At 57.5% G+C, this 13544-nt stretch carries 13 protein-coding genes and 2 tRNA genes; 1 reads left to right on the forward strand and 14 read right to left on the reverse strand.

The features are described from left to right. Positions 1-4 precede the first annotated feature (4 nt). From rpsO to rlmE, 14 genes are all read right to left on the reverse strand, one after another. Positions 5-274, reverse strand: a complete 270-nt coding sequence (gene rpsO / locus BBI10_RS06660) for a 30S ribosomal protein S15 (protein ID WP_037015114.1) — start codon at positions 272-274, stop codon at positions 5-7. A 151-nt stretch (positions 275-425) separates the two neighbouring features. Then, positions 426-1343, reverse strand: coding sequence for a tRNA pseudouridine(55) synthase TruB (gene truB, locus BBI10_RS06665; protein WP_065987599.1), 918 nt, complete (start codon positions 1341-1343; stop codon positions 426-428). A 3-nt stretch (positions 1344-1346) separates the two neighbouring features. Further along, positions 1347-1748 carry a 30S ribosome-binding factor RbfA gene (rbfA, locus tag BBI10_RS06670; protein ID WP_065987600.1) on the reverse strand — a complete coding sequence of 134 codons (402 nt, stop codon included), beginning with the start codon at positions 1746-1748 and terminating at the stop codon, positions 1347-1349. Between the two features lie 161 nt (positions 1749-1909). After that, positions 1910-4435 carry a translation initiation factor IF-2 gene (gene infB, locus BBI10_RS06675; protein WP_065987601.1) on the reverse strand — a complete coding sequence of 842 codons (2526 nt, stop codon included), beginning with the start codon at positions 4433-4435 and terminating at the stop codon, positions 1910-1912. 27 nt (positions 4436-4462) lie between these two features. After that, positions 4463-5944, reverse strand: coding sequence for a transcription termination factor NusA (gene nusA / locus BBI10_RS06680; RefSeq protein ID WP_065987602.1), 1482 nt, complete (start codon positions 5942-5944; stop codon positions 4463-4465). A 59-nt stretch (positions 5945-6003) separates the two neighbouring features. Then, entirely contained in the window at positions 6004-6462 is a 459-nt protein-coding gene (gene rimP, locus BBI10_RS06685) for a ribosome maturation factor RimP (protein ID WP_065987699.1), read from the reverse strand. 127 nt (positions 6463-6589) lie between these two features. Next, a tRNA-Met gene (locus BBI10_RS06690) sits at positions 6590-6666 on the reverse strand. Between the two features lie 97 nt (positions 6667-6763). After that, positions 6764-6849: transfer RNA gene (locus BBI10_RS06695), tRNA-Leu, on the reverse strand. Between the two features lie 44 nt (positions 6850-6893). Beyond that, entirely contained in the window at positions 6894-7277 is a 384-nt protein-coding gene (gene secG / locus BBI10_RS26510; protein ID WP_074888489.1) for a preprotein translocase subunit SecG, read from the reverse strand. Between the two features lie 4 nt (positions 7278-7281). Beyond that, a complete protein-coding gene (gene tpiA, locus BBI10_RS06700) occupies positions 7282-8037 on the reverse strand; it encodes a triose-phosphate isomerase (protein ID WP_065987603.1) in 756 nt (251 codons plus the stop codon). 66 nt (positions 8038-8103) lie between these two features. Then, a complete protein-coding gene (gene glmM / locus BBI10_RS06705) occupies positions 8104-9447 on the reverse strand; it encodes a phosphoglucosamine mutase (RefSeq protein ID WP_065987604.1) in 1344 nt (447 codons plus the stop codon). A 16-nt stretch (positions 9448-9463) separates the two neighbouring features. After that, complete coding sequence (folP, locus tag BBI10_RS06710) at positions 9464-10315, reverse strand: dihydropteroate synthase (protein WP_065987605.1); 852 nt, start codon at positions 10313-10315, stop codon at positions 9464-9466. 8 nt (positions 10316-10323) lie between these two features. Further along, positions 10324-12234, reverse strand: a complete 1911-nt coding sequence (gene ftsH, locus BBI10_RS06715) for an ATP-dependent zinc metalloprotease FtsH (RefSeq protein ID WP_065987606.1) — start codon at positions 12232-12234, stop codon at positions 10324-10326. Between the two features lie 189 nt (positions 12235-12423). Next, the gene (gene rlmE, locus BBI10_RS06720) at positions 12424-13074 is read right to left on the reverse strand and encodes a 23S rRNA (uridine(2552)-2'-O)-methyltransferase RlmE (RefSeq protein WP_065987607.1); all 651 of its coding nucleotides are present in this window, start codon (positions 13072-13074) and stop codon (positions 12424-12426) included. A 107-nt stretch (positions 13075-13181) separates the two neighbouring features. Between rlmE and BBI10_RS06725 the strand changes: the two genes are divergently transcribed. Continuing rightward, the gene (locus tag BBI10_RS06725; protein WP_065987608.1) at positions 13182-13490 is read left to right on the forward strand and encodes a YhbY family RNA-binding protein; all 309 of its coding nucleotides are present in this window, start codon (positions 13182-13184) and stop codon (positions 13488-13490) included. The last annotated feature ends 54 nt before the right edge of the window (positions 13491-13544 follow it).

The raw sequence follows: 13544 nt of genomic DNA on the forward strand, positions 1-13544 counted from the left end.
GTTATTAGCGACGCAGACCCAGACGACCGATCAGGGCGCTGTAACGGCTAACGTCCTTACCTTTCAGGTAATCCAGCAGCTTGCGACGCTGGTTTACCATACGGATCAGACCACGACGGGAGTGGTGATCCTTGCCGTTGGCCTTGAAGTGGCCTTGCAGTTTGTTGATGTTGGCGGTCAGCAGTGCAACTTGCACTTCTGGCGAACCAGTATCACCAACAGCTTGCTGGTAGTCGGTTACGATCTGAGCTTTATCTTCAACGCTGAGTGCCATGTGGGCATTCCTTTTATCAAGAAACCGCTCCTGAGAGACGGTTTCAACAGGCCGAGAGCTGACTCTCGTATTTAAATGTGAGGAGTGACCATGCCTGTTAACAGCCACCCTCGTACCGCCGTGCCAGGAAACCCTGCCGCGACGGGTCCGGTCACTCTGACCGAATCAGTCGACGCGGCGCAATGCGCCCGTCTTCACTCACTTCACCGATCCCGATGAAGCGTCCTTCATGATCCTGCACCCGCACCATGCCAAACTTCGGCGCGTCGGGGGCTCTCACCGGCTGGCCATGCAGCCAGTAGAACGAACTGTGCTCGGAGAACTGCAGCAGCGGCCAATCCAGCAATCCGCTGTCCGATGGCATCAGGAAGCGATCAACCGCTTCGTTACCGCCTTCGGCATGCACGGCTTCCAGCTCTTCCAGCGTTACCGTCTGGGCCAGCGTGAAAGGACCGGCCTGGGTGCGACGCAACTGGGCGACGTAAGCACCGCAGCCCAGCTTTTCACCGATATCTTCCACGAGGGTACGAATATAGGTGCCTTTGGTGCAGTCGACAGCCAAACGAGCGGTCTCACCTTCACACGCCAATAATTCCAGGCGCGCAATAGTAACAGAACGCGGTTCGCGCTCCACCACTTCCCCTGCTCGGGCCAGCTTGTATAACGGCTGACCGTCCCGCTTGAGGGCGGAGTACATCGGCGGTATCTGACTGATATCCCCGCGAAATGCCGGAAGCACCGCCTCGATATCCGAGCGACCAACGGTCACAGGCCGCGTCTGCAGCACCTCACCCTCGGCGTCGGCCGTGGTGGTGGTCTTGCCGAGCTGCATCAGGGTTTCATAACCCTTGTCGGAATCGAGCAGGTACTGGGAAAACTTGGTGGCTTCACCGAAGCACAGCGGCAGAACGCCGGTTGCCAGCGGATCGAGACTGCCCGTATGGCCGGCTTTTTCGGCGTTGAGCAACCAGCGCACTTTCTGCAGCGCGGCGTTGGACGTGAAGCCCAGCGGCTTGTCGAGCAGGATGATCCCGCTGACGTTACGGCGAATACGCTTGACCTGAGCCACGCCTTATTCCTCCGGACCGTCTTGCTTGGGTGCGGTTTGGTGCTGACCATCTTCAGCCACCGCACGCTCGATCAATGCCGACAAATGCGCGCCACGGGCAACGCTTTCGTCGTAATGGAAATGCAGTTGCGGAACGCTGCGCAGCTTCATCTCACGGGCCAGCTGCATACGCAGGAACCCTGCAGCAGCATTGAGCACCTTGATCGACTGCGCGATTTCTTCGGCGCTGTCCTGCCCCATCACGGTCATGAAGATTTTGGCGTGGCCGACATCACGGCTGACGTCGACGGCGGTGATGGTGACCAACCCCACGCGGGGGTCTTTGATTTCACGACGGATCAGCTGTGCCAGCTCACGCTGCATCTGATCGCCGATACGTTGGGTACGGCTGTATTCTTTTGCCATGTCTTGTTACCTGTCACTGCTGACCCATGGCAAAAGCCATGTGGTCTGAAAGCGGCAAACGCCCGGCCTGGCGAGAGCCGGACCGGGCGTTGCGTTTAGAGTCCATGACCGACGCCTGGCACTTTCATGCGGCGCAAGCCATGACTCCTGAAGCTCGCGATTTAGAGGCTGCGAGCCACTTGGACCTTCTCGAAGACTTCGATCTTGTCACCGACCTTGACGTCGTTGTAGCTCTTGACGCCAATACCGCACTCCATGCCGGCACGTACTTCGGAAGCGTCATCCTTGAAGCGACGCAGGGATTCCAGCTCGCCTTCGAAGATAACGATGTCTTCACGCAGTACACGGATTGGACGGTTACGGAAGACAACGCCTTCGATGACCATGCAACCTGCGATCGCGCCGAATTTCGGCGAGCGGAACACATCGCGGACTTCAGCGATACCCAGGATGTTCTCCCGAACGTCACTGCCAAGCATACCGGTGAGGGCTTTCTTGACGTCTTCGATGATGTCGTAGATGACGTTGTAGTAACGCATGTCCAGACCTTCCTGCTCGACGATCTTGCGCGCGCCAGCATCGGCACGCACGTTGAAGCCGAACAGTACAGCGTTGGAGGCCAGTGCCAGGTTGGCGTCGCTTTCGGTGATACCACCGACGCCGCCGCCCACTACGCGCACTTGCACTTCATCGTTACCCAGGCCATTCAATGCACCCTGCAACGCTTCCAGAGAACCGCGGACATCGGATTTGAGGACGATGTTGAGCGTCTTCTTCTCTTCCTGACCCATGTTCTCGAAGATGTTTTCCAGCTTGCCGGCGTGAGCACGGGCCAGCTTGACTTCGCGGAACTTGCCTTGACGGAACAGAGCCACTTCACGGGCTTTCTTCTCGTCGGCAACAACGCTCATCTCGTCGCCAGCGTCCGGCGTACCGTCCAGGCCGAGAATCTCGACAGGGATCGATGGACCGGCTTCTTTGATTGGCTTGCCGTTCTCGTCGAGCATTGCCCGAACGCGACCGTAGTTGGAGCCAACCAGAACCATGTCGCCTTGACGCAGCGTACCGTCCTGAACCAGAACAGTCGCAACCGGGCCGCGGCCCTTGTCCAGACGCGATTCAACGACAACACCACGACCCGGAGCCGACGGCGTTGCCATCAATTCCAGAACTTCGGCCTGCAGCAGAACGGCTTCAAGCAGCTCGTCAACGCCCGTACCCATCTTCGCGGAAACCGAGACGAAAGGCGTCTCGCCACCCCACTCTTCGGACGTTACGCCGTGAACGGACAGTTCACTGCGGATACGGTCCAGGTCGGCGCCCGGCTTGTCGATCTTGTTCACGGCAACAACTAGCGGAACACCGGCAGCCTTGGCGTGTTGCACGGCTTCGATGGTCTGCGGCATTACGCCGTCGTCGGCAGCGACAACCAGAATCACGATGTCGGTTGCCTTGGCACCACGGGCACGCATTGCGGTAAACGCAGCGTGACCCGGGGTATCGAGGAACGTCACCATGCCACGTTCGGTTTCTACGTGGTACGCACCGATGTGCTGGGTGATACCACCGGCTTCGCCAGCAGCAACCTTGGCGCGACGGATGTAATCGAGCAGCGAGGTCTTACCGTGGTCAACGTGACCCATGACCGTTACAACCGGCGCACGGGAGAACGTCTCACCTTCGAACTTCAGGGACTCGGCCAGGGAATCTTCCAGCGCGGTGTCGCTGACCAGGGTCACTTTGTGGCCCAGTTCTTCAGCGACCAGCTGGGCAGTTTCCTGATCCAGAACCTGGTTGATGGTGGCCGGAGTACCCAGCTTGAACATGAACTTGATGATCTCGGCCGCTTTGACCGACATCTGCTGAGCAAGATCGCCCACGCTGATGGTCTCGCCGATCTTCACTTCACGAACGACAGGGCCGGTAGGGCTCTGGAAACCGTGCGCGTTGCGCTTCTTCAGCTTGGCCTTGCCGCGACCGCCGCGACGGAAGCCATCGCTTTCTTCGTCGGTAGTACGAGGAGCGACGCGTGGCGTTGGCGCCTTTTCCTTGACCGATGCGCGATGCGGGGCGTTCTTGCGATCGCCGTCACCACCGCCGCCGCTGCGACGATTGTTATCGTCGTTGCGTGGTTTGTCAGGGCGACGCTGTTCGTCTTTCTTGCGATCGGCAGCAGGCGCAGGTGCCGTAGCCGGAGTTTCCCGGGCTGGCTCGGCAGCTTGCGGTGCCGGTGCCGGCGCTGCAACAGCCTCGGCAACCGGCGCACCCGACGAAGGCTGACGGCGCGCTTCTTCTTCGGCACGCTGACGGGATTCTTCTTCAGCCTTTTGACGAGCGGCATTTTCTACCGCACGACGTTCGTCCAGCTCGCGCTTGCGTTCGGCTTCGATTTCTTCCGGGCTGCGCTGAACGAAAACTTTCTTTTTGCGTACTTCAACGCTGATGCTTTTGCTGCCAGCAACGCGCAGGGTACTGGTGGTCTTGCGCTGCAAAGTGATCTTGCGCGGCTCTTCCACCTTGGCCTTGTGACCGCTTTTCAGGTGCGTCAACAGGGCTTGCTTTTCGATATCGGTCACAACTTGTTCGGCGGCGTTGTGCGGCAAACCTGCCTCACGCATCTGCTGTAACAGGCGCTCTACCGGTGTGTCGACCGTTTTGGCCAGTTCTTTCACCGTGACTTGCGTCATGCACTTCTCTCCTCAGGCCGCATCTACTTACTCGAACCAATGGGCTCGGGCGGCCATGATCAACTTGCCGGCACGATCATCGTCAATGCCGTCGATGTCGAGCAGATCGTCAATAGACTGCTCGGCCAGGTCTTCGCGGGTAATTACGCCGCGCACCGCCAGTTCCATCGCCAAATCCTTGTCCATACCCTCAAGCGAGAGCAGGTCTTCGGCCGGATGGGCGTCTGCCAGCTTTTCCTCAGTAGCGATGGCTTTAGTCAACAAACGATCCTTGGCACGAGCGCGAAGCTCGTTGACGGTATCTTCGTCAAAGCCGTCGATGTTGAGCATTTCTTCCAACGGTACGTAGGCAATCTCTTCCAGGCTGGTGAAGCCTTCGTCTACCAGAACCTGAGCGAGATCCTCATCGACTTCCAGCTCGTCGATAAAGTTGCGCAGGATGTCACCGGTTTCCGCTTGCTGCTTGGCCTGGATGTCCGATTCGGTCATCACGTTAAGGGTCCAGCCAGTCAACTGACTGGCCAACCGCACGTTCTGGCCACCGCGGCCAATCGCCTGGGCGAGGTTATCTGCGCCTACAGCGATGTCCATGGCGTGGGCATCTTCATCAACGATGATCGCTGCCACTTCGGCAGGCGACATGGCGTTGATGACGAACTGCGCCGGGTTATCGTCCCAAAGCACGATATCCACACGCTCGCCGCCCAACTCGCCGGAAACAGCCTGTACGCGCGAACCACGCATGCCGATGCACGCGCCCTGCGGGTCAATGCGTTTGTCCTTGGAGCGAACTGCGATCTTTGCACGCGATCCAGGATCACGAGAGGCAGCCATCACCTCGATGAGCCCTTCAGCGATTTCCGGAACTTCAATCCGGAACAGCTCGATCAGCATTTCCGGCGCAGTACGCGACAGGATCAACTGAGGGCCGCGGTTCTCGGTGCGGATTTCTTTGAGCAATGCACGGACGCGGACACCTACGCGGAAAGTTTCCCGCGAAATGATGTCTTCACGCGCCAGCAGAGCTTCGGCATTGTTGCCAAGGTCGACGATGACATTGTCACGTGTAACTTTTTTAACAGTGCCGGAAATGATTTCGCCCAGACGCTCACGGTAGGCGTCCACGACTTGAGCTCGCTCGGCTTCGCGAACTTTCTGCACGATGACTTGCTTGGCAGTCTGCGCAGCGATACGGCCGAACTCGATGGAATCGATCTTTTCTTCTACTACATCGCCAACGTTGGCACCGGGGTGCGTCAGCGCAACTTTGCTCGGCCACGTTTCGATCGCCGGATCGTCGAGATCGTCTTCTTCGACCACCGTCCAACGACGGAATGTCTCATAGGCGCCTGTTTGACGATTGATCTCGACACGCAGATCTACTTCATCTTCAAAACGCTTCTTGGTGGCCGTAGCCAGCGCTATCTCAAGCGCTTCAAAAATCACATCGGCCGGTACGCCTTTTTCATTGGATACCGATTCAACAACCAGCAGTACTTCTTTGCTCATCGTACGCCTCGCCTTTCGCAAGCCATTGGATCCGCGGGATCCGCTGTATCTGGCACGTCTTAGTCAAACGTGGGAATAATGTTGGCTTTGTCGATCAGATCGATCGGCAACAGAAACTCGTGATCTTCAACCTGGACCACGACGTCCTGCTCCTCCACCCCGCGGAGAAGGCCTTGAAAGTTGCGTCGACCTTCAAACGGTGAACGCAGCTTTATCTTCACTTGTGCCCCGGCAAACTCCGCAAACTGCTCAATGGTAAACAGTGGGCGTTCCATGCCTGGAGAGGAAACTTCGAGCGTGTATTCGGAGCTGATCGGATCTTCTACATCCAGAATACCGCTGATCTGACGGCTGACGATCGCGCAATCGTCCACCAACACGCCGCCTTCTTTATCGATATAGACGCGCAACATCGAGTGACGCCCTTGAGACGAAAACTCGATACCCCAGCATTCATAGCCTAGGGCCACGACCACCGGGGCCAGCAAGGCCTGCAACTCTTCTAGCTTGCTCGACACCTGAACCCCCTCGTGCATGCTGCAAATAAAAAATGGGCAAAAGCCCAATCATGAAAACGCCGGCGAAAAGCGGCGTCATAAAGTGTCCAGCTAACAAAAAGCCCCTGAAAAGGGGCTCCGCTAAAACTGGTTGCGGGGGCTGGATTTGAACCAACGACCTTCGGGTTATGAGCCCGACGAGCTACCAGACTGCTCCACCCCGCGACAAAGCTGGGGCGGAAGTATACGACCGATCCAAATTTGGGTCAATCCGACACATCCACCTACAAGAAAGCCCGCTACTGCGGGCTATCTTGTTAATTGGTACCGAGAAGGGGACTCGAACCCCTACACCCTATGGGCACAACCACCTCAAGGTTGCGTGTCTACCAATTCCACCACCTCGGCATTACAACTCTTTTGCAGCCCCAAAAACAGCTGCGAATCCGGTGTTACTTTTGCTCTGGAGTGGCAGGAACATCAGCAGGTACTGCAGCTGGTTTCTGTTGCCCTTCCAAAACCGGAACATCATCTGCTGCCGGCTTTTGCTTCACTTCCAGTACCGCTGGATTTGGCAAACCTACTTGAGTCAGCTGGTGAGCTTTCTCTTTAGCAAAGTAACCTAACCCTAAGCTGGTCATGAAGAAACAGGCGGCAAGTATAGCAGTAAGTTTACTGAGAAAGGTAGAGGAACCTTGTCCACCGAACACAGTATTTGATGCACCTGCTCCAAATGATGCGCCAGCGTCGGCACCTTTACCCTGCTGCAGCAAAACCAGAGCAACAACGCCCAGAGCACCCAGCAGATGAAGAACGACTACGACTGTTTCCAGCATTTTTTCAGTTTCCCGCGGCGCGAATGATCGCACCGAACTCATCTGCATTCAGGGAGGCGCCACCAATGAGGCCTCCATCGATATCCGGCATGCCGAACAGTTCGACCGCATTGGCCGCCTTCACGCTGCCGCCATATAGAAGACGCACACCTTGTGCGACTTCAGAATTCTCTTGTCTCAACTGCGCACGAATCGCTGCGTGCACTTCCTGCGCCTGTTCAGGCGAGGCAGTCAATCCGGTACCAATGGCCCAGACTGGCTCATAAGCAATGACCGCATTAACGAAAGCACCGACGCCAAGCTCTTCGATGATGCTGCCCAGCTGCTGCCCGACAACCTCAAGCGTCTTGCCTGCTTCTCGCTCCTCGAGTGTCTCGCCGATGCAAAGTATCGGGATCAGACCTGCTGCCTGGGCAGCCTCGAACTTGCGATTCAGGACCTCGTTACTTTCGCCCATTACCTGACGACGCTCCGAGTGCCCGACGAGCACAAACTTGCAACCTGCATCCGCCAACTGGGTCGACGACACTTCGCCAGTCAGAGCGCCCTGCCCTGCTTGATGGGCGCAGTTCTGCGCACCGACGGAGATCAACTGCCCTTCCAGGCAATCAACTACAAGACTCACGTGCAGGCTTGGCGGGAAGACCGCCACATCTACACCACCCGGAAGGGCAAGATTTGCGAGACCCTCGATCAGCTCAGCGACGCTGGCGCGGGTACCGTGCATCTTCCAGTTACCAGCTACCATAGGGCGACGCATGCTGTACCTCGTCGGTCAAAGTGGGCGCAGATGTTACCCAACAGTTTCAACACTGGCAAGCCGAAATCAGGCGCAAACTTCAGCAACCAGTTTTGCCAGTTCATCGGCATACCCGCGAACCAGGATTTCGTCCTCGCCCTCGACCATTACACGCACCAGCGGCTCGGTACCAGACTTGCGCAGAAGCACACGCCCACGCCCGCCCATGGCGACGGTCACGCGGTCACAGGCTTCAATAACGGCGGGGTGTTTGACCGGATCAACGCCTCCACCCTCAAACCGCACATTGATCAATACCTGAGGGCATTTCTTCAGGCCTTCGCGCGATTGCGCGAGGCTCTGTCCGGTACGCTTCATCGACAGCAGTACCTGTAATGCAGCGATGATTGCATCCCCCGTTGTGGTATGCCGGAAGCAGACGACATGGCCCGAGTTCTCGCCACCCACTTGCCAATCGCGCTCCAGCAGCTCTGCGATGACATAGCGGTCGCCAACATTGGCTCGCACGAACGGAATATTGAGATCCGCAAGCGCCAGCTCCAGTCCGAGGTTGCTCATCAGCGTACCCACGACACCGCCTTGCAACTGACCGCGCTCCTGAAGGTCCCGCGCAATGATGTACAGCAGCTCATCACCGTCAACGATCGCGCCGGTATGGTCGACCATCAGCACACGGTCGCCGTCACCGTCGAAACCGATGCCCAGGTCAGCGCCATGCTCGACAACGGCGGCCTGCAGCGCTCCCATGTGGGTGGAGCCGCAGTTGTCATTGATGTTGAGCCCGTTGGGGGCCGCCGACAGTACAGTGACCTCGGCGCCAAGCTCACGGAGCACATTTGGCGCTACCTTGTACGTCGCACCATGGGCGCAATCGACAACGAGCTTCAACCCGTCGAAGTCAGTGCTGGTCGGAACGCTGCTTTTACAGAATTCGATGTAACGGCCAGCGGCGTCGTTGATACGGGACACCTTGCCGAGTTTCTCGGACTCCTCGACGGTCATCGGCGAGTCAAGCAACTCCTCGATCATCAGCTCGATTTCATCAGGCAGCTTGGTGCCCTGCCCGGAGAAGAATTTGATGCCGTTGTCGTAATGCGGATTATGTGACGCACTGATCACGATGCCCGCTTCGGCATGGAATGTACGCGTCAGATAGGCGATCGCAGGCGTCGGCATCGGCCCCAGGAGCATCACGTCCGCACCCGCTGCAGATAAGCCGGCTTCGAGCGCCGACTCGAACATGTAGCCCGAAATACGGGTGTCCTTGCCTACCAGGATTCGGCATGCGCCCATTTTCCGGAATGCCATCCCTGCCGCCCAGCCAAGCTTGAGCATGAAATCAGGGGTGATCGGGAATTGGCCTACACGACCGCGGATACCGTCGGTACCGAAATATTTCTTGGTGCTCATGGGTGCTCCAGATTTCTTATTTTGCTGACTGAACAGCAGCAATCATACGCACTACGTCGACCGTCTCCGGGACGTCGTGCACACGCAGGATTTTTGCGCCTTTGACCATTGCCATGGCGGCAAGCGCCAGGGCGCCGTGCAGACGCTGGTCAACAGGCTTGTCGAGAACCTTGCCGATCATGCTTTTGCGGGAGACACCGACCAGCAGTGGACGGCCCAGTGCAAGAAGCGCTTCCATGTGTTTGAACAGGCTCAAGTTATGCTCAAGGGTCTTGGCGAACCCGAATCCCGGATCAAGGATAATCCTCTCGGCAGGAATACCCGCTTCAACGCACTGCTCCATGCGCTCGCGCAAGAATGCACTGACCTCACCGACCAGATCAGTGTAGTGAGGGTCATTCTGCATGTCCGTCGGTTCGCCACGCATGTGCATGAGGCAGACGGGTAAACCCGTTGCCGCAGCGGCGTCCAGCGCCCCGTCACGGCGAAGCGAGCGAACATCGTTGATGAGCCCTGCCCCCAGACGTGCAGTCTCGCGGATGACCGCCGGCGTGGAGGTGTCGACCGAAATAATCACATCGAGCTCGGCGCTGATGGCTTCAACGACAGGTGCCACGCGCTCCAGCTCTTCAACGGGAGAAACCGATCGCGCGCCGGGCCTTGTTGACTCACCCCCGACGTCGATCAAGGTCGCACCCGCCAGCATCATCGCTTCGGCATGACGCAACGCAAGGTCGCGCTGCGCAAAACGGCCGCCGTCCGAGAACGAATCAGGGGTGATATTGAGGATCCCCATCACGTGCGTGCGGGATAAATCAAGAACCCGGTTGCCGCAAGGCAACCGGGTCGGGTGAAGCGCAGAAGTCATGTCAGACCTTAGTGTTCAGCAGCAGGGCCGCCAATAGGCGATTCCGGACGCGGACCTACAGGTGCGATCGGGGTGCCGGAATCTCCGGAACCACCTTCCCAATCACGAGGCTCGCGTGGTGTGCGGCCTGCCATGATGTCATCGATCTGCTCGGCATCGATGGTCTCGTATTTCATCAACGCATCAGCCATCGCTTCCAGCTTGTCACGGTTGTCCGTGAGGATCTGTTTCGCGGTGCCGTAGCATTGATCAATGATGCTGCGCACTTCGGAGTCGATCAGACGAGCAGTGTCCCCGGAGAGACTGGCGTTCTGACCGCCACCGCCACGCCCCAGGTAACCGCCTTCTTCCTCGTCCGAATACATCAATGGACCAAGCTTCTCCGAGAGGCCCCATTTGGTGACCATGTTCCGAGCGATCTGGCTGGCCCGCATAATGTCGTTGGAGGCACCCGTGGTGACACCATCGAAGCCAAGCGTCATTTCTTCGGCAATTCGACCGCCGTACAGCGAGCAGATCTGACTGATCAGGGCACGCTTGGACAGACTGTAGCGGTCCTCCTCGGGCAGGAACATCGTCACACCTAACGCACGACCGCGCGGGATGATCGACACTTTGTAGACCGGATCATGCTCCGGCACGACGCGGCCAACAATCGCATGACCTGCCTCGTGATAAGCGGTATTGCGCTTCTCTTTGTCGGACATGACCATCGATTTGCGCTCAGCGCCCATCATGATCTTGTCTTTCGCCAATTCGAACTCTTTCATCTCGACGATGCGCTTACCGGTACGGGCAGCGAACAGCGATGCCTCGTTAACCAGGTTGGCCAGATCGGCACCGGAGAACCCCGGGGTACCACGAGCAATCACGCCTGGCTGAACATCGTCGCCCATTGGCACTTTGCGCATGTGTACTTTAAGAATCTGCTCACGACCGCGGATATCGGGCAGGCCAACCACCACCTGACGGTCGAAACGGCCTGGACGCAGCAGCGCAGGGTCGAGAACGTCTGGACGGTTGGTGGCGGCGATCACGATGATGCCGTCGTTCATCTCAAAGCCGTCCATCTCAACCAGTAACTGGTTGAGCGTCTGCTCACGCTCATCATGACCACCGCCCATGCCGCCGCCACGATGGCGGCCTACGGCATCGATTTCGTCGATGAAGATGATGCAAGGCGCGTGCTTCTTGGCCTGTTCAAACATGTCACGAACACGGCTTGCACCCACGCCGACAAACATTTCGACAAAGTCGGAACCGGAGATCGTGAAAAACGGAACCTTGGCTTCACCCGCGATGGCCTTCGCGATCAGGGTTTTACCTGTACCTGGAGGACCCACCATGAGGACGCCGCGAGGGATGCGACCGCCGAGGCGCTGGAACTTGCCCGGGTCGCGCAGAAACTCGACGAGCTCGCCGACTTCCTCCTTGGCCTCATCACAGCCGGCGACATCAGCCAGCGTGGTTTTGACCTGATCCTCGGAGAGCAGACGCGCCTTGCTTTTACCAAAGCTCATCGGTCCGCCTTTGCCCCCCGCACCGCCCTGCATCTGGCGCATGAAGAACATGAAGACAGCAATAATCACGAGGATAGGGAAGCTGGCGACAAGGAGCTGAGTCCAGATGCTTTGCTGCTCTGGCTGCTTGCCCTCGATCACAACGTTGTTGTCGACCAGATCACCGATCAGACCGTTGTCCTGAATGGCAGGGCGAATGGTCTTGAAGGAGTCGCCATCGCTGCGCTTGCCGGTAATGACGTAACCGTCAACGGCAACCTTCTCGACTTTGCCGTCCTTCACCTGCTGGATGAATTCGGAATAGTTGAGGGTCTGCGGCTCGTTAGGACTGGAGAAGTTGTTCATCACGGTCACGAGAACCGCCGCGATGATCAACCACAGGATCAAATTCTTTGCCATATCGTTCAATTAGCTACCCTCTGAAGCAAGCTCCACGCTGGAGCGTGCCTCGCATGATATTTACCGGCCTAACGTACTACAGATCCTACAGGCGTGGCAGGCGGCGTCTGTAACCCTTTGTGAAACTTTGACTACGGGATGTTGGTTACGCTCCCTTGATAAAGCCATTTGAAAAAAGCTATCGCTTGATCAAAGGCGCTCATCGCTTGCCGATCCTTCTATGCCGCGAAACCCGCGACCCAACAAGTACTGCTCCCTGGAACGGTCTCGCGACGACAAAGGCTTGCGCATCTGTACCTTGTCGAACAGCTTGCGGATGTCCTTGTGGTACACGTCAAACCCTTCACCCTGGAAGACTTTGATCAGGAAATCGCCACCTGGACGCAGCACACGGCCGGCTAAATCAAGCGCCAACTCACAGAGGAACATTGCGCGGGGCATATCAACAGCGCTCAATCCACTCATATTGGGGGCCATGTCGGAAATCACAAGGTCTACCTGCGTATTACCGACAGCCTCGAGGATCTGCGCCAGTACCTCATCCTGGGTGAAATCCCCCTGAATGAAGGTCACATCGGGGATGCTATCCATTTCCAGGATGTCAGATGCAATCAACCGACCTTGACCACCAATCAGACGACTGGTCACCTGCGACCAGCCGCCTGGCGCTGCGCCAAGGTCGATGACCGTCATGCCGGGACGAATGATCTTGTCCTTCTCCTGAATCTCCAGAAGCTTGTAACTGGCGCGGGAACGGTAACCATCCCGCTGCGCCATTTTGACGTACTTGTCGTCGAAGTGTTCTTTAAGCCAGTTATGGCTGGTTTTGGAACGTGCCACGGAGCACCTCAAAAAATTAGGACGAGTCGCGATTAACCGGGCGGTCCCGGACTCGCTCGGGTAAACTGGCCGCCGCTTTTTACAAGATCAGACGCAGAGGTCAGATTATGCCGCTCACTCAAGAGCAGAAGAAACAATACAAATCCATTGGCCACCATCTGAAACCGGTGTTGATCGTGGCGGACAATGGTCTGACTGAAGGTGTGTTGGCCGAACTGGAGCGCGCACTGGGCGATCACGAGTTGATTAAAATCAAACTCAACATCCTCGACCGCGAAAGCCGCCTGGCAGCCATCGCTGAACTGTGCAAAGTCGGCAAGGCCGATCTGGTGCAGGTCATTGGCAAAATGGCGCTGATTTACCGCAAGAACCCGAAGGTAAACAAGCAGCTGTCCAACGTCCACCGCTTCAACTGATCCTCTTCGGGTCAGCGGCGAACACGCGCTGGCCGTTAGATTCGATGCCCAGCT

The organism is Pseudomonas graminis (assembly GCF_001705435.1).
Classification (GTDB): domain Bacteria; phylum Pseudomonadota; class Gammaproteobacteria; order Pseudomonadales; family Pseudomonadaceae; genus Aquipseudomonas; species Aquipseudomonas graminis_B.